Origin of the sequence: Sphingomonas taxi (assembly GCF_000764535.1) — a bacterium.
GTDB lineage: Bacteria > Pseudomonadota > Alphaproteobacteria > Sphingomonadales > Sphingomonadaceae > Sphingomonas > Sphingomonas taxi.
The window spans coordinates 2987699-3011785 of record NZ_CP009571.1; the positions used below are offsets into that span (position 1 = coordinate 2987699).

21 protein-coding genes are annotated in these 24087 nt (G+C 68.8%); 11 read left to right on the forward strand and 10 right to left on the reverse strand.

The window, feature by feature from the left end; genetic code table 11:
- Positions 1-8: 8 nt before the first annotated feature.
- Genes ribD through ribH form a run of 4 tightly spaced genes read left to right on the forward strand, consistent with a single transcriptional unit; the run spans position 9 to position 3192 of the window.
- Positions 9-1040: a bifunctional diaminohydroxyphosphoribosylaminopyrimidine deaminase/5-amino-6-(5-phosphoribosylamino)uracil reductase RibD gene (ribD, locus tag MC45_RS13600; RefSeq protein ID WP_038664173.1), complete on the forward strand. Its 1032-nt coding sequence runs from the start codon at positions 9-11 to the stop codon at positions 1038-1040.
- A complete protein-coding gene (locus tag MC45_RS13605) occupies positions 1025-1642 on the forward strand; it encodes a riboflavin synthase (RefSeq protein ID WP_038664176.1) in 618 nt (205 codons plus the stop codon). Before ribD ends, MC45_RS13605 begins: the two co-directional genes overlap by 16 nt.
- Positions 1632-2771: a 3,4-dihydroxy-2-butanone-4-phosphate synthase gene (gene ribB / locus MC45_RS13610; RefSeq protein ID WP_038664179.1), complete on the forward strand. Its 1140-nt coding sequence runs from the start codon at positions 1632-1634 to the stop codon at positions 2769-2771. The genes MC45_RS13605 and ribB overlap by 11 nt, the downstream gene beginning before the upstream one ends.
- 1 nt (position 2772) lies before the next feature.
- On the forward strand, positions 2773-3192 hold the full coding sequence (ribH, locus tag MC45_RS13615; protein ID WP_038664181.1) for a 6,7-dimethyl-8-ribityllumazine synthase: 420 nt from the start codon (positions 2773-2775) through the stop codon (positions 3190-3192).
- A gap of 355 nt (positions 3193-3547) precedes the next feature.
- On the opposite strand, the gene MC45_RS13620 is transcribed toward ribH, so the two are convergent.
- The 3 genes from MC45_RS13620 to MC45_RS13630 all read right to left on the reverse strand — a co-directional run bounded on the left by MC45_RS13620 (position 3548) and on the right by MC45_RS13630 (position 5600).
- Positions 3548-4909, reverse strand: a complete 1362-nt coding sequence (locus tag MC45_RS13620; RefSeq protein WP_038664184.1) for an ammonium transporter — start codon at positions 4907-4909, stop codon at positions 3548-3550.
- Between the two features lie 13 nt (positions 4910-4922).
- Complete coding sequence (locus MC45_RS13625; RefSeq protein WP_038664187.1) at positions 4923-5261, reverse strand: P-II family nitrogen regulator; 339 nt, start codon at positions 5259-5261, stop codon at positions 4923-4925.
- Between the two features lie 132 nt (positions 5262-5393).
- Positions 5394-5600: a putative signal transducing protein gene (locus MC45_RS13630; protein ID WP_038664189.1), complete on the reverse strand. Its 207-nt coding sequence runs from the start codon at positions 5598-5600 to the stop codon at positions 5394-5396.
- 77 nt (positions 5601-5677) lie between these two features.
- Between MC45_RS13630 and MC45_RS13635 the strand changes: the two genes are divergently transcribed.
- Both MC45_RS13635 and MC45_RS13640 read left to right on the forward strand, forming a co-directional pair.
- Positions 5678-5914, forward strand: a complete 237-nt coding sequence (locus MC45_RS13635) for a type II toxin-antitoxin system CcdA family antitoxin (protein ID WP_081974439.1) — start codon at positions 5678-5680, stop codon at positions 5912-5914.
- Positions 5914-6210, forward strand: a complete 297-nt coding sequence (locus MC45_RS13640; RefSeq protein ID WP_038664191.1) for a CcdB family protein — start codon at positions 5914-5916, stop codon at positions 6208-6210. The genes MC45_RS13635 and MC45_RS13640 overlap by 1 nt, the downstream gene beginning before the upstream one ends.
- Before the next feature lie 8 nt (positions 6211-6218).
- Here MC45_RS13640 and tldD read toward each other — a convergent pair whose 3' ends face one another.
- Entirely contained in the window at positions 6219-7649 is a 1431-nt protein-coding gene (tldD, locus tag MC45_RS13645) for a metalloprotease TldD (RefSeq protein ID WP_038664193.1), read from the reverse strand.
- An 18-nt stretch (positions 7650-7667) separates the two neighbouring features.
- Positions 7668-7901, reverse strand: a complete 234-nt coding sequence (locus MC45_RS13650) for a zinc-finger domain-containing protein (protein WP_038664196.1) — start codon at positions 7899-7901, stop codon at positions 7668-7670.
- 116 nt (positions 7902-8017) lie between these two features.
- On the opposite strand from MC45_RS13650, the gene MC45_RS13655 reads away from it, so the two are divergent.
- Positions 8018-8941 (forward strand): ABC transporter ATP-binding protein, encoded by a 924-nt coding sequence (locus MC45_RS13655; RefSeq protein WP_038664199.1) that lies wholly within the window; start codon positions 8018-8020, stop codon positions 8939-8941.
- Complete coding sequence (gene nadB / locus MC45_RS13660; protein WP_038664202.1) at positions 8938-10530, forward strand: L-aspartate oxidase; 1593 nt, start codon at positions 8938-8940, stop codon at positions 10528-10530. The genes MC45_RS13655 and nadB overlap by 4 nt, the downstream gene beginning before the upstream one ends.
- Positions 10531-10548: 18 nt before the next feature.
- On the opposite strand, the gene MC45_RS13665 is transcribed toward nadB, so the two are convergent.
- Positions 10549-12333 (reverse strand): thiamine pyrophosphate-requiring protein, encoded by a 1785-nt coding sequence (locus MC45_RS13665; RefSeq protein ID WP_038664205.1) that lies wholly within the window; start codon positions 12331-12333, stop codon positions 10549-10551.
- Positions 12334-12542: 209 nt separating this feature from the next.
- Between MC45_RS13665 and MC45_RS13670 the strand changes: the two genes are divergently transcribed.
- The 3 genes from MC45_RS13670 to MC45_RS13680 all read left to right on the forward strand — a co-directional run bounded on the left by MC45_RS13670 (position 12543) and on the right by MC45_RS13680 (position 18158).
- Positions 12543-13622 (forward strand): serine hydrolase, encoded by a 1080-nt coding sequence (locus MC45_RS13670; protein WP_038664208.1) that lies wholly within the window; start codon positions 12543-12545, stop codon positions 13620-13622.
- A 131-nt stretch (positions 13623-13753) separates the two neighbouring features.
- Positions 13754-16510, forward strand: coding sequence for a DNA polymerase I (gene polA, locus MC45_RS13675; RefSeq protein ID WP_038664211.1), 2757 nt, complete (start codon positions 13754-13756; stop codon positions 16508-16510).
- 133 nt (positions 16511-16643) lie between these two features.
- Positions 16644-18158, forward strand: a complete 1515-nt coding sequence (locus MC45_RS13680) for a lipopolysaccharide biosynthesis protein (protein WP_038664214.1) — start codon at positions 16644-16646, stop codon at positions 18156-18158.
- Between the two features lie 37 nt (positions 18159-18195).
- Here the strand turns inward: MC45_RS13680 and purH are convergent, their stop codons facing one another.
- The 4 genes from purH to MC45_RS13700 form a co-directional block, all read right to left on the reverse strand.
- Positions 18196-19758 (reverse strand): bifunctional phosphoribosylaminoimidazolecarboxamide formyltransferase/IMP cyclohydrolase, encoded by a 1563-nt coding sequence (gene purH / locus MC45_RS13685; protein ID WP_038664217.1) that lies wholly within the window; start codon positions 19756-19758, stop codon positions 18196-18198.
- 58 nt (positions 19759-19816) lie between these two features.
- Positions 19817-21571: a heparinase II/III family protein gene (locus MC45_RS13690; protein WP_038664220.1), complete on the reverse strand. Its 1755-nt coding sequence runs from the start codon at positions 21569-21571 to the stop codon at positions 19817-19819.
- Complete coding sequence (gene rpe, locus MC45_RS13695; protein ID WP_038664222.1) at positions 21568-22239, reverse strand: ribulose-phosphate 3-epimerase; 672 nt, start codon at positions 22237-22239, stop codon at positions 21568-21570. The genes MC45_RS13690 and rpe overlap by 4 nt, the downstream gene beginning before the upstream one ends.
- A 515-nt stretch (positions 22240-22754) precedes the next feature.
- A complete protein-coding gene (locus MC45_RS13700; protein ID WP_052075677.1) occupies positions 22755-24038 on the reverse strand; it encodes an RsmB/NOP family class I SAM-dependent RNA methyltransferase in 1284 nt (427 codons plus the stop codon).
- Between the last annotated feature and the right edge of the window lie 49 nt (positions 24039-24087).

The window sequence follows — 24087 nt, forward strand, 5'->3', positions numbered from 1 at the left end:
CGCGCTGGATGGGCGCGGCGCTCGCGCTCGCCGAACGGACGCGCGGCCGTACCGCGCCCAATCCCAACGTCGGCTGCATCCTCGTCGCGGACGATCGCGTCGTCGGCCGGGGCTGGACGCAGCCCGGCGGCCGGCCGCATGCCGAAGCGAAGGCGCTCGCCGCCGCCGGCGCGGCTGCGCGTGGCGCCACCGCCTATGTGACGCTGGAGCCCTGTGCGCATGTCTCGCCGCGCGGCCCCGCCTGCGCCGATCTGCTCGTCGCTGCGGGCATTGCGCGGGTGGTCGTGGCGCTCGGCGATCCCGATCCGCGCACCGACGGCGCGGGCATCGCGCGGCTGCACGACGCCGGGATCGCCGTCGCGACCGGGGTGCGTGCCGAGGACGCCGCGCGCAGCATGGCCGGCTTTCTGACACGCCGGCGCCTCGCCCGGCCGTTCGTGACGCTCAAGCTCGCCACCTCGCTCGACGGCCGCATCGCATTGCCCGACGGCAGCAGCCGCTGGATCACCGGCGCCGGGGCGCGCGCCCACGCGCATCTCGAACGCAGCCGGCACGAGGCGATCCTCGTCGGTCGCGGGACATGGGAGACCGACCGACCCAGCCTCGACGTGCGGCTGCCGGGGCTGGAAGAGCGTAGCCCGTTGCGGGTCATCCTGTCGTCTCGCCCTCACCCTTCCGCGCCTGCGGCGCTCCCTCCCTCTCCCGATGGGAGAGGGAAAAGGCGCGCAGCGCCGAAGGGCGAGGGTGAGCGCGAGACGGTATCGATCGACTCGCCTGCCGCCATCGCCACCCTCCCCGCCGACCATATCCTCGTCGAGGGCGGCGCGGCGACCGCCGCCGCCTTTCTCCGCGCCGATCTGGTCGATCGCCTGCTGCTCTACCGCGCGCCGATCCTGATCGGCGCGGGCAAGGCGGCGCTCGGCGACCTCGGCATAGCCGATCTTGGCACCACCCATGGTCGCTGGCTGTTGCACGATGCGCGCGACCTTGGCACCGACCGTCTCGAGGTCTACGAGCGCACCCCATGTTCACCGGCATAGTCAGCGATATCGGCACCATCGAGACGGTCGAGGTCCGCGGCGACACGCGCGTCCGCATCGCCACCGCTTATGATACCGAGACGATCGACCTCGGCGCATCGATCGCCTGTTCGGGCGTCTGCCTGACCGTCATCGACAAGGGGCACGAGGGGGATCGCGGCTGGTTCGACGTGCAGGCGTCGGGCGAGACGATCGCGCGCACCGCCCGCGATCAATGGACGGCAGGTCGCCGCCTCAACCTCGAGCGCGCGATGAAGCTCGGCGACGAACTCGGCGGCCACATCGTCACCGGCCATGTCGACGGCATCGCCGAGGTGCTCGACGTCACGCCGGACGGCGAATCGCATCGCATCGGCTTCGCCGTCCCGGCGGCGCTCGCGCCGTTCATCGCCCCCAAGGGCTCGATCACGATCGACGGCGTCTCGCTGACCGTCAACGACGTCGAGGACGACGGCGCGACGACCCGCTTCTGGGTCAACCTCATCCCCCACACGCAGGCGGTCACCACGCTCGGCGGCCTCGCCGAGGGGCAGGCGGTCAATATCGAGATCGACGTGCTCGCCCGCTATCTGCAACGCATGGAGCATTATCGTGGCCGCTAAACCCGAGCTGGGGCGTCTGCGTCACGCCTTCCTGTCCTCGCCCGAGGAGATCATCGACGAGGCGCGCAACGGCCGGATGTTCATCCTCGTCGACGACGAGGATCGCGAGAACGAGGGCGATCTCGTCGTTCCCGCGCAGATGGCGACGCCCGAGAAGATCAACTTCATGGCCAAGCACGGTCGCGGCCTGATCTGCCTCGCGCTGACCAAGAAGCGCGTCGACGAGCTCGGCCTGACGCTGATGAGCCGCAACAACGGCACGCGCTACGAGACCGCCTTCACCACCTCGATCGAGGCGCGCGACGGCGTCACCACCGGCATCTCCGCCGCCGACCGGGCGCGCACCATCGCGGTGGCGATCGATTCGTCGAAGGCGCGCGAAGAGATCGTTACCCCCGGCCACGTCTTCCCGCTGGTCGCGCGCGACGGCGGCGTGCTGGTGCGTACCGGCCATACCGAGGCGGCGGTCGACGTGTCGCGGCTCGCCGGGCTCAACCCCTCGGGCGTGATCTGCGAGATCATGAACGAGGACGGGACGATGGCCCGGCTCGACGACCTCGTCACCTTCGCGCAGTTCCACAACCTCAAGATCGGCACGATCCGCGACCTCATAGCCTATCGCCGCCGCTACGACCATCTCGTCGAGAAGCGCGCCGAGGCGCGTTTCACCAGCGAATGGGGCGGCGAATGGACCGCGCTCACCTTCTGGAACAAGGCGACCGGCACCGAGCAGATCGCTTTGGTCAAGGGCAAGGTCGATCCGGCCAAGCCGACGCTGGTGCGGATGCACGCGCTGTCGCCCTTCGCCGACATCTTCGGCGAGAATGGCGCGCGCGAGGGGCTGCTGCGTCGCTCGATGGAGATCATCGCGGAGGAAGGGGCCGGCGTGATCGTCGTCATCAACCGTCCGCGCGCCGACCAGTTCACCGTCGCGCTCCAGGCCAAGGCCGGGACGCTGCCGGCGGCCGACATGGAGGAATTGCGCGACTATGGCGTCGGCGCGATGATCCTCACCGAGCTCGGCGTCGAGGAAATGGTGCTGCTCACCAACACCCACCATACGTTGGTCGGGCTCGACGGCTATGGCCTGTCGATCGTCGGCGAACGGGCAATCGAGGCGGACGACTGACATGGCGCATATCCTCATCGTCGAAGCGCGCTTCTACGACCATCTCAACGACATGCTGCTCGCCGGCGCCCGCGCGGCGATCGAGGCGGCGGGCCATAGCCACGAGACGGTGACCGTGCCGGGCGCGCTTGAGGTGCCCGGTGCGATCGCGCTGGCGGCGGATACCGACCGGTATGACGCGTTCGTCGCGCTGGGCGTCGTGATCCGCGGCGAGACCTATCATTTCGAGATCGTCTCGAACGAGAGCGCGCGCGGCATCATGGCGCTGACGCTCGACGGCCTCGCGATCGGCAACGGCATCCTGACCACCGAGAACGAGGCGCAGGCGATCGCCCGCGCCGACCCGGCGCAGCTCGACAAGGGCGCCGGCGCGGCACAGGCGGCGCTGGCGATGCTCGCGCTGCGCGAGCGGCTGGCGTAATCACGTAAGGGTTTTGGCGCGCAGAGACGCGGGGACGCAGAGGGGTTTCGCCCGCTGCGGCGGCCACGGCCCAGCGAAATTCCGCACCGCTCACCCCGCCCAGATATCCTCTGAGCCTTCGCGCGAACATCGACTCACGCGAAGGCGCGAAGGTGTCGCCTTCGTGCCGACGCCATGCCCCGATCCGCCGTCATGCGAAGAGCAGGCTGACGCCTGCGCCACCCACACCCCCTTCGCGTCTTCGCGTCTTCGCGCGAACCAAAAAAGACCCGGTACGTCGCCGTACCGGGTCAAGGTCGTCCGCAGGAGGAACGTCGTGGGGGGCGGAGGTCTCGTGCCCCCGCCCCCGATAGGATCAATTATAGGCGCGCTCGCCGTGCTCGCCGAGGTCGAGGCCTTCCTGCTCGACTTCGGGAGCGACACGCAGGCCGGTGATCGCCTTGGCGACGAGGATCGCGATGACCGTGCCGATCGACGCCCAGACGACGGTGGTGACCACCGCTTCGATCTGGACGAGCAGCTTGGCGCCCATCGCATAATCCGCCGCACCCGGCCCGCCGAGCGAGGGCGCATAGACGATGCCGGTGCCGACCGCGCCGATCATGCCGCCGACGCCGTGCACGCCGAAGGCGTCGAGCGCGTCGTCATAGCCGAGCTTCGGCTTGAGCACCGAGACCGCGAAGAAGCAGACCACCGAGGCGACGGCGCCGAGCACGATCGCGCCGAACGGCCCCGAATTGCCCGCCGCCGGCGTGACGGCGACCAGCCCGGCGATGATGCCCGAGCAGAAGCCCAGCGCCGACCCCTTGTGACCGCGCGCCCGCTCGACCAGCATCCAGAACAGCCCGCCCGAAGCGGTGGCGACGAAGGTGTTGAGCATCGCCAGCCCTGCCGAACCATTCGCCTCCAGCGCCGAACCCGCGTTGAAGCCGAACCAGCCCACCCACAGCAGGCCGGTGCCGACCCCGGTCAGCGTCAGCGAATGCGGCGGCATCGGCGTGGTGGGATAGCCCATCCGCTTGCCGAGCATGATCGAGGCGACCAGCGCCGAGACGCCGGCGTTGATGTGGACGACGGTGCCGCCGGCGAAATCCAGCGCGCCTGCTTTGAAGAACACGCCCGACGACGCCCAGACCATGTGCGCGATCGGGAAATAGACGATCGTCAGCCAAACCGCGGCGAACACCATCACCGCGCTGAACTTCATCCGCTCGACCACCGATCCCAGTACCAGCGCGACGGTGATCGCCGCGAAGGTCATCTGGAAGCAGATGAAGACATATTCGGGGATCTCGACCCCCGCGGTGAAGGTCGCCGCCTGCGACGAGGCGGTGACACCCTTGAGGAATGCCTTGTCGAGGCTGCCGATCACGTTCGACAGGCCGCCGGTGACGTCGGGGCCGAAGGCGAGGCTGTAGCCATACATCACCCACAGCAGCATCGCCAGGCAGGCGACCGCGCCGATCTGCGTCATCGTCGACAGCATGTTCTTGGAGCGGGTGAGACCGCCGTAGAACAGCGCGAGGCCGGGCAGGATCATCATCATGACGAGAACCGTCGAGGTCATCATCCAGGCGGTGTCGCCCTTGTTCACCGTCGCGGCCGGCGCGGCGGCGGCGGGCGCCTGCAAGGCGGCGTCCTGTGCCCAGGCGGGCAGCGCGGCGAACGCGAGGGCGGCAAGCCCCGCGGTGCCGGCGATCTTCAATCCGTGCTTCATCCTGTTACCCCCCTCAGAGCGCCGAATCGTCGGTTTCGCCGGTGCGGATGCGCACCGCTTGGCCGACTTCGAGCACGAAGATCTTGCCGTCGCCGATCGCGCCGGTGTTCGCCGAGGCCTGCACCGCTTCGACGACGCGGTCGGCGAGATCGCCCGGACAGACCACCTCGATCTTGATCTTGGGCACCATGTTGGTGCTGTATTCGGCGCCGCGGTAGATTTCGGTCTGCCCCTTCTGGCGGCCGAACCCCTTGACCTCGGTAACCGTCATTCCCGCCACCCCCAACGTGGTGAGCGCTTCCCTCACCTCGTCGAGCTTGAACGGCTTGATGATCGCAATGACCAGCTTCATCCCTGCCCCCTCGATTGTCCGAGGGAAGCATCGCAATCATCGTGCCAATCGCTGAAAGGGAGATATAGGCGCGCTTTGTGACGCGTCGTGGGGTTTGCCCGTTAGATAATTGTGCAGATGCGAAAGACTGCCTTAAAATTGGGCAGCATCGACGATCGCTTTGGCGGCATCGACATCTTCGTCATCGACCATCACCCGTACCGGGATCAGCAGATAGCTGCCGTCGGCGATGCTCGCCCCGCCGTCGAAGGCGATCGCATCGATCCCCTCGGAGTCGAGCCGCCCGACGATGATATTGGCGAGGTTGCGATCGTAGCGACCCAGTTCGACGAGGCTCATGGGACATCCCTCTATGGTCGCACGGCCACCCCTTGGCGTCCGTTGACCGGCCGACCCATCGTCCATATCATCACTTCATGGCAAGTACGCTCGACCTGCCGCTGAAGAGCACGCGTCAAATGAGCGTGACTGAAGTTCGCGCCGAGGCCGCGCGCTTCGGCGTCGCCCATGATGACGATGTCGAGTCCCTACGCGCAGCCTTGAAACATGAACTCGATCATCGCTGGCGCGAGCAGAGTCGCGAGTGGGCGGAGGCCGTCAATCGCTGGGTGGAACAGAACGGGTTGCCGCTGGAAAAGTATCGGCTGTTCTGATGGCGCAGTTCGACGTGTATCGCACGCCGGACGGCCAGCTTATCCTAGATTGTCAGGCGGACTCGCTAGGGTTTCTCGGCAGCCGTCTCGTCGTACCGTTGATGCGGCTTGAGGAAGCGCCGCCTCGCCGTGCGCGTCTCAATCCGATGTTCGACATAGAAGGGGAACGCTATGCGATGGTCACGCAATTCGCCGCAGCATTGAGCCGCGGCGCGTTGCAAACCTACATAGCCGATCTCAGCGCTTATCGCTTCGACATCATCGGCGCATTCGACATGATGCTGACGGGGGTGTAACGCAGGGATTACCCCGTTGCCGTCCCGCCCACCGTCAGCCCGTCGACCAGCAGCGTCGGCTGGCCCACGCCGGCCGGCACGCTCTGCCCGCCCTTGCCGCAGACGCCGATCCCTTCGTCCAGCGCGAAGTCGTTGCCGATCCCGGCGACCTTGGTCAGCACCGTCGGGCCGTCGCCGATCAGCGTCGCGCCCTTGATCGGCGCGCCGATCCGGCCGTCCTCGATCAGATACGCCTCGGTGCAGGAAAACACGAACTTGCCCGAGACGATATCGACCTGCCCGCCGCCGAAGCTCTTGGCGAAGATGCCTCGCTTCACCCGGCTCAGCAGTTCGGCGGGATCGTCGGTACCGCCCTTCATGAAGGTGTTGGTCATCCGCGGCATCGGCGCATGCGCGAAGCTCTCGCGACGACCATTGCCGGTCGGCGCGACGCCCATCAGCCGCGCGTTGAGCCGGTCCTGCATATAGCCCTTGAGGATACCGTCCTCGATCAGCACCGTCTCCGACGTCGGCGTGCCCTCGTCGTCGATCGACAGCGAGCCGCGCCGGTCGGGAAGCGAGCCGTCGTCGACCACGGTGACGCCCGGCGCCGCGACGCGCTCGCCGATCCGTCCCGAGAACGCGCTGGTGCCCTTGCGATTGAAGTCGCCTTCAAGGCCATGGCCGATCGCCTCGTGCAGCACGATCCCCGGCCAGCCCGGCCCGAGCAACACGGTCATCTCGCCCGCCGGCGCCGCCACCGAGTCGAGATTGACGAGCGCATGCGCCAGCGCCTCATCGATGCCGCGGTTCCACACCGTCGCGTCGAACAATCGATCGTAGAGATAGCGCCCGCCGATGCCGAACGTGCCGGTCTCGCGGCGGCCGTTCTGTTCGACGACGATCTGGATGTTGAGCCGCACGAGCGGTCGCACGTCGGTGGCGACGAAGCCGTCGGGGCGGACGATCTCGACCACGCTCCACGTGCCGGACAGGCCGACCGAGACCTGCGCGACGCGCGGATCGCGCGCCCGCGCCGCGGCGTCGATCGTCTGGCACAGGTTCACCTTGTCGGCGAACGGCACCAGGTCGAGCGGATCGGCGTCAGTATAGAGGTGGCGGTTGTTGCCCTGCGGCGGCGGCGCCTTGGCGCTCGTCGTCGGATCGATCAGCGCCATCGTTTCGCCGGCGCGGCGGATCGCTGCCTCCGACAGTTCGTTGGCGTGCGCGAAGGCGGTCATCTCGCCCGACACCGCGCGCAGGCCGAAACCGGCGTTGGTGTCGTAGCTCGCCGTCTTCAGCCGGCCATCGTCGAAGCCGAACGCCTCGGCCTTGCGATATTGCAGGAACAGTTCGCCGTCATCGGCGCGGCCGAGCGCATCCGCGGTGAGGCGGAGCGCGGCGTCGGGCGACAGAGCGTCGCGGTAGAGGAACGAGCGGGGATCGGCGGCTACAGTCATACCCCCGATATAGGGGCGTTAAACGCTGGCGCCATCCGGATGATCGGGCAATTTCGACTGGTCGGCGCCGTCGGCGGGTCCGCCGATCAGCACGAAGCGCCGATCGCAATAGCCGCAATCGACATAGCCCTCGTCGTCGATCTGCAGGAAGACGCGCGGATGGCCGAGCGCGGCGCCACCCGGAATATCGGTAGCGCCATCACAGGCGACACGGCGTTGCGAGACGCGGATGGTTTCGGGCGGCGGGATCATGCGGAGGCGGATAGCAAGACGCGCGAGCCGCTTCAATCCTCCCGACGCGGGGAAGGGGACCGCCGTGCCGGGGAGGAATGGGTTGCACCCCATCACGATCCGCGTATTCCGCCTGCATGACCGAGGCAGCGATCCGCATCCAGAACCTCTGCAAGACCTATCAGGGCGGCAAGCGCGCGCTCGACGGGGTCAGTTTCGACGTGCCGCGGGGGCAGATCTTCGGCCTGCTCGGCCCCAATGGCGCGGGCAAGTCGACGCTGATCAACATCCTCGCCGGGCTGGTCAACAAGACCAAGGGCAGCGCCGAGATCTGGGGCTTCGACATCGACGCGCAGCCGCGCAACGCCAAGGCGTCGATCGGTATCGTCAATCAGGAGATCCTGTTCGACCCCTTCTTCACGCCGATCGAGACGCTGGAAATCCAGGCGGGCCTCTACGGGGTCCCAAAGGGCCAGCGGCGCAGCATGGAATTGCTGCGCGCGGTGCATCTGGAGGACAAGGCGAAGGCCTATGCCCGCACCTTGTCGGGCGGCATGAAGCGGCGGCTGATGGTCGCCAAGGCGATGGTTCATTCGCCGCCGGTGCTGGTGCTCGACGAGCCGACCGCGGGGGTCGACATCGAATTGCGCCAGCAACTCTGGGCCTATGTCCGCCAGTTGAACGACGCCGGCGTCACCGTGGTGCTGACCACGCACTACCTCGAGGAGGCCGAGGAATTGTGCGACCGGATCGCGATCATCAATCACGGCCGGCTGATCGCCAACGAACCGACCCGGGAGCTGGTCGGCAAGGCGCAGGAAAAGGTGGTGGCGGTCACCGTCGACCGCGACGTCGCGACGCTGCCGGTCAACGCCTGTTTCGGCAAGATCGTGCTGAAGGGCGCGCGGACGCTGGAGATCACCTATGCCAAGGACCGGGTCAACGCCGGCGAGGTGCTCGCCGCGGTCCAGCACGACGGCTTCGGCATCGTCGACGTCTCGACCAAGGAGCCCGATCTGGAGGACGTGTTCCTCAGCCTGACGCGCGCCAGCAACGCGTGACCGAAGCGACCCGCAACAGCGACGTCCTCATCGTCGGCTCGGGCGCCGCGGGGCTCACCGCGGCGCTCAACCTCGCGGAACGGTTCAGGGTCACCGTGCTCGCCAAGGGCGCGCTCAACGAAGGGTCGACCGCCTGGGCGCAGGGCGGGATCGCCGCGGTGCTCGAACCCGGCGATACGTTCGACAATCACGTCGAGGATACGATGGTCGCCGGGGCCGGCCTCAATGACCGCGATATCGTCGAATTCGTCGTCGAGGGCGCCCCCGCCGCGATCGAGCGACTGACACAGCTCGGCGTCCCCTTCGCCACCGAGGGGAATACGCTTCATCTCACCCGCGAGGGCGGCCACAGCCATCGCCGTATCGTCCATGTCGCGGACGCGACCGGCTGGGCGGTGCAGGAGGCGCTGCAACGCGCCGCCGAGGCGCATCCCAATATCACGCTCGTCCCCGATCAGGTCGCGATCGACCTCGCCACCAGCCGCCACGAACAGCGCTATTCGGGCGCAGGCAACGTCTGGGGCGTCTATGCAGTCGATCGCGGCACCGGCCGCGTCACGCTCTACACCGCAAAGGCGACGGTGCTCGCCACCGGCGGCGCGGGGCGCACCTATCTCTTCTCCACCGCGCCGCGCGGCGCGACCGGGGACGGCATCGCGATGGCGTGGCGGGCGGGTGCGCGCGTCTCCAACATGGAGATGATGCAATTCCATCCGACCTGCCTCTACCATCTCGAGGTCAAGAACTTCCTCATCACCGAGGCGGTGCGCGGCGAGGGCGGGCGGCTGATCAACCCGACCACCGGCAAGCGCTTCATGTCCTATTACGATGCCGAGCGGATGGAGCTGGCGCCGCGCGACGTGGTCGCGCGCGCGATCGACGCCGAGATCAAGCGCTACGGCCTCGATTACGTCCATCTCGACATCAGCCACCAGCCCGCCGATTTCGTCCGCGGCCATTTCCCCAACATCTATGAGAAGTTACGCGGCCTCGGCATCGACATGACGACGCAGCCGATCCCGGTGGTGCCGGCGCAGCACTACACCTGCGGTGGCATCGTCATCGACCGCGACGGCCGCACCGATCTACCCGGCCTCTATGCCGCGGGCGAGTGCACCGAGAGCGGGCTGCACGGCGCTAACCGGCTCGCCTCGAACAGCCTGCTCGAATGTTTCGTGTTCGGCGAGGCCTGCGCCGACCATATCGCGGCGCATTGGGACGGGCTGCCGCCTGTCCCGGTGATCCGCCCGTGGGACGAGAGCCGCGTCACCGATTCGGACGAGGAGGTGGTGATCAAGCAGAATTGGACCGAGATCCGACGCTTCATGTGGAATTACGTCGGCATCGTCCGCACCACCAAAAGGCTCGAACGCGCGCAGCACCGCATCCAGATGCTGACCGAGGAGGTGGCGGATTATTACGGCCATTTCCGCGTCACCCCCGATCTGATCGAGCTGCGCAACCTGTTGCAGACCGCCGCGCTGATCGTCCGCTCGGCGCTGCACCGGCACGAGAGCCGCGGCCTGCATTATACGCTCGACTATCCCGAGACGCTGCCGGAGGCGGTCGATACGGTGCTGGTCCCGTAAGGGAAGCGATCGCCGCCCTCAGCCGGTCACCTCCTTGAACAATTGCCGTGCCGTCTCGGCGATCACCCGGCCGGCGCCGCGGTCGCCCTTGGCCATCGACGACATGAATGCCTTGGCCTGCGCCAACGTCAGATGCGGCGGCAACGGCGCGACCTCGGGATCGGTCTTCACCTCGAGGATCACCGGCCGGTCGGAGGCCAGCGCCGCCGCCCAGGCCCCCGCCAGATCCTCGGGTCGCTCGACGAAGATGCCCTTAAGCCCGATCATCTCGGCGAAGCGCGCATAGGGCACGTCGGGCAGGTCCTGCGTCGTCGGGAAGCGCGGATTGCCCTCCATCACACGCTGCTCCCACGTGACCTCGTTGAGGTCCTCGTTGTTGAACACGCAGACGATGAAGCGCGGATCGGCCCAACGCTGCCAATATTTCTGCACGGTGATCATCTCGGCGAGATTGTTCATCTGCATCGCCCCGTCGCCAACCAGCGCCACCACCGGCCGCTCGGGATGCGCGAACTTCGCCGCGATTGCATAGGGCACCGCCGCCCCCATCGACGCGAGCCCGCCGGACAGCGACGCGCGCTGTCCCTGCTTCAGCTTGAAGTCGCGCGCATACCAGTTGCAGCACGATCCGCTGTCCGAGGTGACGATCGCATTCGCGGGCAGCTGCGGTGACATCTCCCACACCACGCGCTGCGGGTTGACCGGTTTGGCCTCGGCCATCGCACGCGCTTCCAGCGTCTGCCACCAGTCGACGACGCCTGCCTCGATCGTCTCGCGCCAGCTACGGTCGGGCTTGGCGTGGAGCAGCGGGATCAGCGCCTCCAGCGTCTCGCGCGCACCGCCGTGCAGATTGACCTCGGTCGGATAGCGCAGCCCGAGCATGCCGGCATCGACGTCGATCTGCACCGCGCGGACCTTGCCGTCGGGCGGCAGGAACTCCGCCCATGGAAAGCCGGTGCCGATCATCAGCAGCGTGTCGGCGCCCTGCATCATGTCCCATGACGGCTTGGTGCCGAGCAGGCCGATCGCGCCGGTGACGAAGGGCAGTTCGTCGGACAGCACGTCCTTGCCGAGCAGCGCCTTGGCGACACCCGCGCCAAGCAGGTCGGTGACGCGCACCACCGCCTCGGCACCGTCGCGCGCGCCGGCGCCGATCAGGATCGCGACCTTCTCGCCGGCGTTGAGCACCTCCGCGGCGCGGGCGAGGTCGCGCGGCTGCGGCACGATCAGCGGCCGGCTGTAGCCGACGCCCGAGCGGGTGAAGCCGTGCTGGACTTTCGGATCCTCATAGGGTTCGTCCTGCACGTCCTTGGGCAGCACGATCACGCCGACGCCATTGCCCGCCACCGCGATGCGGATCGAGCGGTCGGTGACATGGCGGACCTGCGCCGGCGCGGTCGCCTCCTGCACGTAATCGGCGACGTCGGCGAAGATGCGGTCGAGGTTGAGCTCCTGCTGATAGCTCGCGCCGCGCACCGTCGTCTCCGCCTGGCCGGCGATCGCCAGCACCGGCGCATGATCGAGCTTGGCGTCGTACAGGCCAGTGAGTAGATGCGTCGCGCCGGGGCCACCGGTGGACAGGCAGACGCCGAGCTCGCCGGTGAACTTGGCGTGCGCGCTCGCCATGAACGCGGCCATTTCCTCGTGGCGGACCTGGATGAACTCGATGCCCTCGCCCGCCTTCTCCGCGCGTTGCAGCGCGCCGAGCACGCCGTTGATGCCGTCGCCCGAATAGCCGTAGATGCGGGTCACGCCCCAGGCTTTCAGCCGGTCCACGAAAAAGTCGCTGGTCATCTGTGCCATGGCGGTCGTCCTGATTGCCCGATTGCGGCAGTAACGGACGGGCCGCGGCAATGGTGCCCCGCGTTTCGCCGTACCGGTGCCGCGGTTCGTCGCAGTCGACCCGATCGCCGGTTCCTCCGCACCGTTCCTCCGATAAGGATCGTCGCCTTGCCAGCTGAGGCCCCTATTCCCGTATGATAGCGTATGGCCGTCCGGCCCGATCGATCCTGATGATCGCCAGTTGCGCCGCCCTTGCCGGCTGCGGCTCGACCTCGCGGCCGATCGGCAGCGGCCCCGCCCCCGCCGAGACACCGGCGCTCGCGGTGTCGATCCCGATCCCCGCCGCCGCACCGCCGCCGCGCCGGGTGGCACCGGCACAGCTGACCAGCGCAATCGATGCGCTCGCGCGCAATTTCGACGGCAAGTTCGGCATCGCAATCCGCGCCGTCGACGCGGGATGGACGGTGACCTCGCCGGGCGCGCGGATCCGCCTGCCGCAACAGTCGGTGAGCAAATTGTGGGTCGCGATGACGCTGATGGACCTGCGCGACCAGGGCAAGGCGCGGCTCGACGATCCCGTCGTCGTCCGCCCCGAGGACCTGACGCTGTTCCACCAGCCGATCGCGATGCTGGTCAAGGGCGACGGCTATCACACCACCGTCGGCGAACTGCTCACCCGTGCGCTGACGCACAGCGACAATACCGCCAACGACCGGCTGCTCACCTATGTCGGCGGCCCCGCCGCGGTGCATGCGATGATCGAGCGCAAACAATTGGGCGACATCCGCTTCGGCCCCGGCGAGCGCCTGCTCCAGTCGAGGACCGCGGGGCTGACGTGGAGCCAGTCGATGGCGGTCGGCGGCGGCTTCGAGGCGGCACGCTCGCGCCTGTCGCCGGAGGCGCGCACCGCGGCGCTCGACGCTTATGTCAACGATCCGCCGGACGGCGCGGCACCGCTCGCGATCGCCGACGCGCTGTCGCGGCTGGCGCGTGGCGAGCTGTTCACCGAGACCTCGACGCGCATCCTGCTCGATACGATGGGCGCCTCGGTGACCGGCCGCGCCCGGTTGCGCGCCGCTTTGCCCGCCGGCTGGCAGATCGCGCACAAGACCGGCACCGGGCAGGATCTCGGCGGTCGCAATGCCGGCTTCAACGACGTCGGCCTGCTCACCGCGCCCGACGGTCGGCGCTATGCGATCGCGGTGATGATCGGGGATTCGCGACGGCCGATCCGCGAACGGCAGCAGCTGATCCAGTCGGTCGCGGCGGCGGTGGCGAATTATGCGGGGGGCGGGGCGACGGGCGCCTGACCCCTATCGTCATCCCGGCGAACGTCGGGATGATTAAGGCCCTGTTACCCCAAAGCCACACTCCGCCAAACCCGGCGTCCATCCCAAGCAGAGGTTGGTGCCGCCCGGCCGATCGGGTAAACGCAGCCACGATGCCCCATCTCTATCTCGTCGACGGCTCGGGCTATATCTTCCGCGCCTATCATCGCCTGCCGCCGCTCACCAACAAACACGGCGAGCCGGTCGGTGCCGTCTATGGCTATACCGCGATGCTGTGGAAGCTCGCCGACGAGCTGCACGCGGCGGAGGGGCCGACGCATATGGCGGTGATCCTCGACAAATCGTCGAAGACCTTCCGCAACGATCTGTACGATCAGTATAAAGCCCACCGGCCGCCGCCGCCCGAGGATCTGGTCCCCCAGTTCCCGATGATCCGCGACGCCACCCGCGCCTTCTCGTTGCCATGTATCGAGACCGAGGGGCTGGAGGCGGACGACATCATCGCCTGCTACGCCAAGGCGGCGCTGGCGCAGGGCTGGCAAGTGACGATCGTCAGTTCCGACAAGGATCTGATGCAGCTCATCGAGCCCGGCCTCGACCTCTACGATACGATGAACAACCGCCGGCTCGGCGCGGAGCATGTCGCCGAGAAGTTCTTCGGCATCGCGCCGACGCAGCTCGGCGACGTGCTCGCGCTGATGGGCGACAGCGTCGACAACGTACCCGGCGTCCCCGGCGTCGGCCCGAAGACCGCCGCCAAGCTGATCCTCGAACACGGCGACCTCGAATCGGTCCTTGCCGCCGCGGAGGGGATGAAGAAGGGCAAGCTGCGCGACAATCTGATCGAGCACGCCGGCATGGCGCGGCTGAGCCGCGAACTCGTCTCGCTGCGCTGCGACGTCGCGCTGCCCGAACCGCTCGAGGATCTCGAACTCAAGGGCATCCCCGACGCGCCGCTGCGCGCCTTCCTCGAACATCACGGCTTCCGCACCCTGCTCGCCAAGCTCGGCCAGGTCGCCGACGATCCCGTCCCCGCACCCGCCTCGGTGCCCTATGAAGCCGATCCGCCGTGCGAGCATGACGCCTATGAAACCGTGGTCGACGTCGAGACGCTCGACCGCTGGATCGCGCAGGCGCAGCATCAGGGCTGGGTGGCGATCGACACCGAGACGACCGGCACCGACGCGACCGGCGCTGATCTGGTCGGCGTCAGCCTCGCGCTCGGCGCCAACAAGGCGTGCTATATCCCGCTCGGCCACGGCGGCAGCGACCTGTTCGGCGAGACGCCGCCGCAGATCGAGCGCGACGCGGCGCTCGCCCGGCTGAAGGTCCTCTGCGAGGACGCGTCGGTGCTCAAGATCGGGCATAATCTCAAGTTCGACATGATCGTGCTCGGGCTGCATGGCATCGCGATCGCGCCGCACGACGATACGATCGTGATGAGCTTCGACCTCGACGCCGGGCTGCACGGCCATGGCATGGACGAGCTGGCGGCGACGCACCTGTCGCATAGCTGCATCGCGTTCAAGGACGTGGTCGGCACCGGCAAGACGCAGCGCGGCTTCCACGAGGTCGATCTCAAGGCGGCGACGCGCTACGCCGCCGAGGATGCCGACGTCACCTATCGGTTGTGGAAGCGCTTCAAGGCGCGGTTGCCCGCCGAGGAGGCGACGCGCGTCTATGAGATGGTCGACCGGCCGCTGGTGCCGGTGATCGCGCGGATGGAAATGCGCGGGATCAAGGTCGATCGCGAGCGGCTGTCCGGCCTGTCCGCCGAGTTCAGCGGCCAGATCGCCGGGCTGGAGACGGTGATCCACGGTCTTGCCGGCGCGCCGTTCACGATCGGCAGCCCCAAGCAATTGGGCGACGTGCTGTTCGAGCGGATGGGCATCAAGGGCGGCCGCAAGGGCAAGTCCGGCGTCTATTCGACCGACGTCACCGAGCTGGAGCGGATCGCCGCCGACAAGGATTCGCCCGGCGCCGAGATCGCCGCGCGCGTGCTCGACTGGCGACAGCTCACCAAGCTCAAGAACACCTATACCGATGCGTTGCAGGCGCAGATCAACCCGCGCACCGGCCGCGTCCACACCAGTTACTCGCTGACCGGGGCGCAAACCGGGCGCCTGTCGTCGACCGAGCCCAATCTGCAGAACATCCCGATCCGTACCGAGGTGGGCCGGCAGATCCGCGACGCCTTCGTCGCCGAGCCGGGCAACGTCATCCTCGCCGCCGATTATTCGCAGATCGAGCTGCGGCTGGCGGCGCATATGGCCGACGTGCCGGCGCTGCGCGACGCCTTCGCCAATGGCGACGACATCCACAGCCTGACTGCGATGGAGCTGTTCGGCGAGGTCAACCGTGACACCCGCGGCCGCGCCAAGACGATCAACTTCGCAATCCTCTACGGCATCAGCCGCTGGGGGCTCGCCGGGCGGCTCGACGTCAGCGCCGAGGAGGCGCAGGCGATGATCGACCGCTATTTCGAGCGCTTCCCCGGCATCAACACGTATATCGCCGAGACGACGCAGAGCGTGCGCGAGCGCGGCTTCACCACCACCCTGTTCGGCCGCAAGACGCACTTCCCGCGCATCCGCAGCAAGGTGCAGCACGAGCGGCAGGGCGCCGAGCGCGCCGCGATCAACGCACCGATTCAGGGCACCAGCGCCGATATCATCAAGCGCGCGATGGTGCGGATGGAGCCGGCGCTGCGCGACGCGGGGCTGCCCGACGTCCAGATGCTGTTGCAGGTGCACGACGAACTGGTGTTCGAACTGCCCGAGGGCGACGTCGACGCGGCCAGGCCGGTGATCGAGCGGGTGATGGCCGAGGCGGCGCAGCCGGCGGTAACGCTGTCGGTGCCGCTCGGGATCGAGATCGGGACGGGCGCGAGCTGGGGAGCGGCGCATTGATCGCTGACGGCGCGCGCTCGCCCTTACCCTTCGCCGCCTTCGGCGGCTTTTCCCTCTCCCGGCGGGAGAGGGAGGGAGGCGCGCAGCGCCGGAAGGGTGAGGGTGGGTGCGGGACGCTCGCGATCGTCAACCCGTGACCGAATCGAAGGACATCGACGCGCTCGCCAAGGGCGGGCGCACCAATATCGCCGGCTTCGTGCTGCGCCTCGCCGCGCGCATCCCGTTCCTGTTCATCGCCGGCCGCCTCTACGGCCCGGATCTGGTCGGCCGCTTCGCGCTCGCCGTCGTCGTGGTCGAACTCGCCGCATTGGTCGCTACACTGGGTCTCAAGCGTGGCCTCGCGCAGGCGCTGTCGTCCTCCGACCAGCCGCATGTCTGCGTCGTCTGGGATGCGCTGGCGCTCGCCTTCATCCTGTCGATCGCGGCGAGCGCGGTGCTGATCGCCTTCCCGCAGGTGATGTACGCCAATACGCAGGTGACCGGGCTCGACCGGTTCCTGCCGTGCATCATCGTCGCGGTGGCCTGGTCGGACGTCAGCCTGTCGGCGCTCGCCTATCGCCACGACGTCAAGGCGGCGGTGACCGCGCGCGCCGTGGTCGAGCCGTGGACGATCTCGATCGCCGCCTGGGTCTTTTCCTTCTTCACGATCAAGGACGGGCTGGTCCTGTCCTATGTCGCGTCGATGACCGCAGCGCTGATCGCCAGCTTCGTGCCGTTCCTGCGCAGCTACGGCCTGCCGCGCGGCTGGTCGCCGCATCCCGGGCAATTGTTCGCGCTCGCCCGCGCCAATGCGCCGCTCGCCGGCGCCGACGCACTGGAATGGGGCAGCCGCAACGTCGACCGCTTCATCCTCGGCGTGATGTTCGAGCCGAAGATCGTCGGCATCTATTACATGGCGCAGCAGGTCGCGAGCCTGCCGCAGAAGCTCAAGACCAGCTTCGATCCGATCCTCGGCCCGGTCATCACCAAGAGCCTCGCGGTCAACGATCGCGCCGCGATCGCGCATCAGGTGCGGCAGGTGGCGTTCTGGATCATGGCGGCGCAGGCCGGGCTGGCACTGATGGGATCGATCCCCGCGGGGGCGGTGATGGGCGTGGTCGGGCCGCAATTCGTCGCTGGGAGTGCGGCGCTCGGCTTCCTGCTGACCGCCGAGGTGCTCGCCTCGACCGGGGCGGTGTGCGAATCGGCGCTGGTCTATACCGCGCGGCATCGCAACCTGATCATCTCGATCGTCATGCTGGCGGTGCAGATCGCGCTGAGCTTCGCGCTGATCGTCGCGATGCGCCGGCTCGGCTGGCCGACGACGTGGCAGGCGGCGGGGCCGGCGGTGGCGCTGATGGTCAGCGTGGCGCTGACCTCGGTGGTGAAGGCGACGCTGCTCGGCCGTATCCTGTCCGCACCGGTGTCGCCGTGGCGCTGGCCGCTGCTGTGGGCGGTGATCGCCGCGACGCTGGTCGGCGGCGTGTTCACCGCGCTGCCGCCGCAGTTCGAATGGCTCGAACTCGCCGGCGGCGAACCGGCGATCGCCGCGACCTATCTGTTCGTGCTGTGGAAATGGGCGTTCGGTCCGGCCGACCGGGCGTTGTTCGGCAAGATGCCCAATGCCGAGGAGGCCACCTTGCCCAACGTGGGATCACCCGTCCGGTAGACTTGAAGCCCTCCCCCGCAAGGGAGGGCTATAGGCGTTAGTGGCGGAAGTGGCGCATGCCGGTGAAGACCATCGCGAGGCCCGCGGCGTCGGCGGCGGCGATCACTTCCTCGTCGCGGATCGATCCGCCCGGCTGGATCACCGCGGTCGCCCCCGCCTCGACCGCGGCGAGCAGGCCGTCGGCGAATGGGAAGAAGGCGTCCGACGCGACCGCCGAGCCGATCGTGCGCGGCATCGCCCAGCCCGCCTTGTCGGCGGCGTCCTTCGCCTTCCTCGCGGCGATGCGCGCTGATTCCAGACGGTTCATCTGGCCCGCGCCGACGCCGGCGGTCGCGCCGTCCTTGGCATAGACGATCGCGTTCGACTTGACGTGCTTGGCGACGGTCCAGGCGAAGCGGCAGTCGGCCAGCTCCTGCTCGGTGGGAGCGCGCTTGGTGACGACCTTCAGCTCGCCTGGCGTACCATTGTCGCGGCCCTGCACCAGCCAGCCGCCGGCGATCGACTTGGCGAACAGGCCGGCGCGCGCCGGATCGGGCAGGTCGCCGGTGAGCAGCAGCCGCAGGTTCTTCTTGGCGGCGAACAGCGCCAGCGCCTCCTCGTCGGCGTCGGGGGCGACGACCACCTCGGTGAAGATGCCGGTAATCGCCTTCGCCGTCGCCGCGTCGAGCGGGCGGTTGACCGCGATGATGCCGCCGAACGCCGAGACGGTGTCGCAGGCGAAGGCCTCGGCATAGGCCGCTTCGAGGCTGGAGGCGGTGGCGACGCCGCAGGGGTTGGCGTGCTTGACGATGACGCAGGTCGGCGCGGCGTCGCGGAACTCGGCGACCAGCTCGAGCGCGGCATCGGCGTCGTTGAGGTTGTTGTAGCTCAGCTCCTTGCCCTGCACCTGGCGCGCCTGGCCGATGCCGCGGATGCCGTCGTTGCTGGCGTAGAAGGCGGCGGACTGGTGTGGGTTCTCGCCGTAGCGCAGCGAGGCGGCGCGGGTCATCGTCACCGGCAGCACCGCGGGGAAGGGCTCGGCCTGATCGACGGTGCCGAACCAGCGCGCGATCGCGCCGTCATAGCTGGCGGTGGCGGCAAAGGCCTTGGCGGCGAACAGGCGGCGCTGGTCGAGCGTCGTCTCGCCGGCCGCGACGATGGCATAGTCGGCGGGGTCGGTGACGATCGCGACATAGGCGTGGTTCTTGGCGGCGGAGCGGACCATCGAGGGGCCGCCGATGTCGATGTTCTCGATGACCGTGTCGCGGTCGGCGCCGCGGGCGACGGTCGCCTCGAACGGATAGAGGTTCACCACCACCAGGTCGATCGCGCCGATCGCATGCTCCGCCATCGCCGCGGCGTGCTCGGGGTCGTCGCGGACCGCGAGCAGGCCGCCGTGGACCATCGGGTGGAGCGTCTTGACGCGGCCGTCCATCATCTCGGGAAAGCCGGTAACTTCACTAACGTCGCGCACAGCAAGGCCGGCGTCGCGCAGCGCCCTGGCGGTGCCGCCGGTCGAAACCAGCTCGACGCCCTTCGCGGCAAGTGATTGAGAAAGCTCGACAATGCCGGTCTTGTCGGAGACCGACAGCAGGGCGCGCTTGATGGAGATGGTGGACATGGTCTTCCTTTGCGGCAGTCGCGCGTCCCCCTAGCGGCGGAACATGCGTCCGAACAGGTCAGATCGCGCGTTTCAATGCCCAGCTCACGTTGGCGCCGCCCGCCGGCGCCTCGCCGCTGACGACGAGCTGTTGCGTGGCGACCGGGTGGCCCTCGCCGTCGATCCACAGCGAATCCTCGATCGTCAGCGTCCCGCCGCGGCAGCGGAACTGCCAGAGCGCGCCGCCGGGCAGGCGGAGCAGCGCCGCCAGACCATCGGCGGTCGGCGACGCCTCGACCTGCGACCCCAGATGGAAGCGCACCGCGAACGGCACGACGCCGAGCTTGCGGCGCCGGCCCTGCGGCAGCAGCGCATCCTCGCCGCGCAATTCCTTGCCGTCGCCGGTCAGCATGAGCTGGCGGCGGTGGACGAAGCCCCAGCGACGGACATAGCCGTCGTGGCTCGCCTCGATGCGGCTGGCGACGTCCGATTCCTGCCGCGACAATTCGACCTCGGCGACGCCGCGGCCGAGCGTGCCGTCGGCGAGGATCGCGGTCGAATTGGAATCGCCCACCACCAGCGTCGAATGCGCCGCGGTGGTGCGCAGCCCCTCGGCATAAGCGGCCGGCAGTTGCGGCACCGCGGCGCGCGCGCCGCCGCAATTGACGATCAGCCGGGTCTCGCCGTCGGAGAATTCGAAGGCGAGCGTCGAGGCGCAGCCGCCCTCGACCAATTTGGCGATCGGCGGTGGCGCGGCATCGACGATCAGCACCGCGCCGCCGGCGGCGAGCCGCTGATAGCCCCAGTCGCGCGCCTGGCGCAGCGGCCGGGTGCGCACGCCGCTGGCGGCGATCACCGCGGCGAGCGCATCGGGCATCGCCGGGCCGCCGCCCTGCCAGCTCGACAGCATGCCGTCGCCATGGGTGACGCCGAGCAGCGCCGGCACGGCGCGGGTCAGCGCTGTCTGCGCCACGGCGGGCATCTCCTCGCGCCGCGCCTCATAGGTCTCGCGCAGCATGGCGAGCAGCATGATCGTGTCGAGCAGCATCACCGGGCTTCGCGACACCGAGCCGCCATCCTCGCTGAGCCCGTTGGCGAGCGCGCGGGCGAGCCCCGCCTCGCCGAAACTGCGGCGCGGATCGCCGCCGGGGATCAGCAGCCCCGCCGCGACGACGCCGCACCAGGCCGCGATGCGCGGCGCACCCGGCGGCGCCTTGTCGGCGCCGCGATCGAGGTGGCGGGCACCGCGCGCCAGCGTGTTGAGCACGCTGGAGCGATAGACGAGATCGGTCGACGACAGGATCAGCGGCGCATGCGCGGTCCAGAACAGCAGCCGCCGGCCCCACAGGTCGGGACGCCAGGCGAGCGGATCGACGCGCTCGGCATAATCGCCGAGCCAGCGCGCCATCAACGCCTCGGCGATCGGCGCGCCCTGCGCGCGCGTCGCCACCGTCGACAGGTCGCGCAGCCACGCGAAGCTGTGGACGTACTCGGCGAAGGGCTTGCCCCATTCGCCACGCTTGAACGCGAGCGTGTCGATCGGATGCGTCTCGCCGCGGAAGCTGAGATCGCCGCGCAGCATCGCCTGACCGCGGCGGACGTCACCGATGACGGGGTCGTCGGGGACGGCGATCAGCTTGAGCGGGTAGCGGCCCTTGAGGCGCATATTGTGGATCGGCGTGCGCCACGTCAGTTTGTGCAGCCGTTCCGAAAGGCGTTCGGCGAGGCTGAGCCCGCGCTCGCCGCCGACGCGCATCAGGCGCTTGCCCTCCTCGATCCCGTCGGGCGGCGATTCGGTGAGGGGGGCGTCGGTCGGCGGCGACAGGTCGTTCATCCCGCCGCCGGGGTGCCGCGCAGCGCGGCGATGTTGGCGGCATAACAGGACGGGCCGCCGCGGAAGGCGGCAGTGCCGGCGACCAGCGCGTCGGCGCCGGCGGCGACGCAGCGTGCGGCGTGGACCGGATCGACGCCGCCGTCGACCTCGAGGTCGATCGCGCGGCCGGTCTGGTCAATCATCTTGCGGATCGCGGCGATCTTCCTGAGCTGGCTGTCGATGAAGCTCTGGCCGCCGAAACCGGGGTTGACGCTCATCACGAGCACCAGATCGACCATGTCGATGAGGTAATCGAGCATCTTGGCGGGGGTGCCGGGGTTGAGCACGACGCCGGCGCGCTTGCCGAGCCCTTTGATGTGCTGGATCGTGCGGTGGATGTGCGGGCCGGCCTCGGGGTGGACGGTGATGCCGTCGGCACCGGCCTCGGCGAAGGCGTCGAGATAAACGTCCACCGGCGAGATCATCAGATGGACGTCGAACGGCTTGCTCGTATGCGGCCGCAGCGCCTTCACCACCGCCGGGCCGATCGTGATGTTGGGGACGAAATGACCGTCCATCACGTCGATATGGATCCAGTCGGCGCCCGCGGCATCGATCGCGCGGACCTCCTCGCCGAGTTTGGCGAAGTCGGCGGAGAGGATGGAGGGGGCGATACGGACCGGTTGCATGGCCTTTCTCTCTAACCGCCTGTCCTTCTATTACAATGCGCTTGGGGGCGGGGTTAACCAAATCTGCGGCGGTCGTGCTCCGGGTCCGCCGCAGGGTGGACCTTCGGAAAAGTCGAAACGTCGCGAACGTCCGCGTCGGCGGTGGAGACGCACGGTGCTCCTGCGAAAGCAGGAGCCCAGGGTTACGCAAAACAACGTCTTACGGCGTGCGGGACTCCTGGGCTCCTGCTTTCGCAGGAGCACTGGGGCAGTTTCGAAGGGGGCCCGGACACGTCCGGGTGACTGATTTTCGCGGTGATCGGCCGGCGTCGACGACGTTACGCGGGATCGCCACTTGCAAGCATTGGAAGCGGCTGACCAAGTCCTCCCCCGCCAGGGGGAGGGGGACCGCCGCGCGCAAGCGTGGTGGTGGAGGGGGAGGATGGGGTGGGAGCTTGCTAAGCGGGCTCCCGCCCTGTCCTCCCCCTCCGTCAGCGCTTCGCGCTGCCACCTCCCCCTGGCGGGGGAGGACTTGGTCAGCCGCGTTTCAGCCTTGCGATGAAGAAGCCGTCGCAGCCGCCTTCGCCGGTCAGCATGTTCGGCAGCGTGCGGACGTAGCCGTCGGGGTGGACGGGGATGCCCGCCGGGAGCAGCGCCGCGTCCGGTGCGTCGATCGCATAGTCTGGGCGTGCTGACAGGAAGCGGGCGAGCTGGTCCTCGCCTTCCTGACGTTCGAGGCTGCACGTCGCGAAGACGAGCGTGCCGCCGGGCTTCACCCAGTCGGCGGCGCGGGCGAACAGACGCGCCTGCAGCGCCGCCATCTCCTCGATGATCGGCGGGTGGACGCGGTGGAGCACGTCGGGGTGGCGGCGGAAGATGCCGGTGGCGCTGCACGGCGCGTCGATCAGCAGCGCGTCGGCCGGCTCGGCCGGCGCCCATTTGAGCACGTCGGCGGCGATCACCTCCGCCTTCAGCCGCGTGCGGAACAGGTTCTCGCGCAACCGCTTGATGCGCGCATTGGAGACGTCGACCGCCGCCACGGTGAAGCCGGCGGCGGCGAGCTGGAGCGTCTTGCCGCCGGGCGCGGCGCACAGGTCGATCGCGCTGCCGTGCGCGGCATCGGCGAGCAGCCGCGCGGGCAGCGAGGCGGCGACGTCCTGCACCCACCAGCGCCCCTCGGCGAAGCCGGGCAGATCGGTGACCGAGCCGGCGTCCGCGATCCGGACATGGCCAGGCAGCAGGCTGGTGCCGCCGAGTTCGGCGACCCAATGGTCGGTCTCGGCGGGATCGGCGAGCGTGACGTCGAGCGGCGGCGGCGCGGCGATCGCCAGCGCCGCGCCGTCGATCATCGCGGCGCCCCATTCGCCCTCCCAGCGCGCCTCGGCGAGCGGCGGCAGCGCCGGGATTTCGGGAAGCAGCACGCCCGAGCGGACGATCGCGCCGAACACGCCATGGACGAGCTTGCGCGGACCGCCGTCGACCAGCGGCAGCACGGTGGCGATCGCGGCATGATGCGGCGTGCCGAGGACGAGCGCCTGAACCAGCGCGATGCGCAGCGCCATCCGCGCCTTGGCATCGTCGGGCAGCGGCCGTTCGGTGACCGAATCGATCAGCGCGTCGAGATCGGGCAGCCGGCGCAGCACCTCGGCGGCGATGGCATGCGCGAGGCCGCGATCGGGGCCGTAGACGTGGCGCGTCGCGGCGACGAGCGCCTGTTCGAGCGGCTCGCCGCGGCGCAGGACCGCATCGAGCAGGCGCAGCGCGGCGCGGCGGGAGGGGGTGCCGAGCGCATCGGAATCGGTATTGGAAGAACGGGGCAAACTTGTCTTACCTGACGGTGGGGACCATGTGGAATCCACCTCTTAGACC

Coding starts and splice junctions, on each gene's coding strand:
- ribD (WP_038664173.1), top strand. CDS start 9: ATGGGCGCGGCGCTCGCGCTCGCCGAACGGACGCGCGGCCGTACCGCG.
- MC45_RS13605 (WP_038664176.1), top strand. CDS start 1,025: ATGTTCACCGGCATAGTCAGCGATATCGGCACCATCGAGACGGTCGAG.
- ribH (WP_038664181.1), top strand. CDS start 2,773: ATGGCGCATATCCTCATCGTCGAAGCGCGCTTCTACGACCATCTCAAC.
- MC45_RS13620 (WP_038664184.1), bottom strand. CDS start 4,909: ATGAAGCACGGATTGAAGATCGCCGGCACCGCGGGGCTTGCCGCCCTC.
- MC45_RS13625 (WP_038664187.1), bottom strand. CDS start 5,261: ATGAAGCTGGTCATTGCGATCATCAAGCCGTTCAAGCTCGACGAGGTG.
- MC45_RS13630 (WP_038664189.1), bottom strand. CDS start 5,600: ATGAGCCTCGTCGAACTGGGTCGCTACGATCGCAACCTCGCCAATATC.
- MC45_RS13635 (WP_081974439.1), top strand. CDS start 5,678: ATGGCAAGTACGCTCGACCTGCCGCTGAAGAGCACGCGTCAAATGAGC.
- MC45_RS13640 (WP_038664191.1), top strand. CDS start 5,914: ATGGCGCAGTTCGACGTGTATCGCACGCCGGACGGCCAGCTTATCCTA.
- tldD (WP_038664193.1), bottom strand. CDS start 7,649: ATGACTGTAGCCGCCGATCCCCGCTCGTTCCTCTACCGCGACGCTCTG.
- MC45_RS13650 (WP_038664196.1), bottom strand. CDS start 7,901: ATGATCCCGCCGCCCGAAACCATCCGCGTCTCGCAACGCCGTGTCGCC.
- MC45_RS13655 (WP_038664199.1), top strand. CDS start 8,018: ATGACCGAGGCAGCGATCCGCATCCAGAACCTCTGCAAGACCTATCAG.
- MC45_RS13665 (WP_038664205.1), bottom strand. CDS start 12,333: ATGGCACAGATGACCAGCGACTTTTTCGTGGACCGGCTGAAAGCCTGG.
- MC45_RS13670 (WP_038664208.1), top strand. CDS start 12,543: ATGATCGCCAGTTGCGCCGCCCTTGCCGGCTGCGGCTCGACCTCGCGG.
- polA (WP_038664211.1), top strand. CDS start 13,754: ATGCCCCATCTCTATCTCGTCGACGGCTCGGGCTATATCTTCCGCGCC.
- purH (WP_038664217.1), bottom strand. CDS start 19,758: ATGTCCACCATCTCCATCAAGCGCGCCCTGCTGTCGGTCTCCGACAAG.
- MC45_RS13690 (WP_038664220.1), bottom strand. CDS start 21,571: ATGAACGACCTGTCGCCGCCGACCGACGCCCCCCTCACCGAATCGCCG.
- rpe (WP_038664222.1), bottom strand. CDS start 22,239: ATGCAACCGGTCCGTATCGCCCCCTCCATCCTCTCCGCCGACTTCGCC.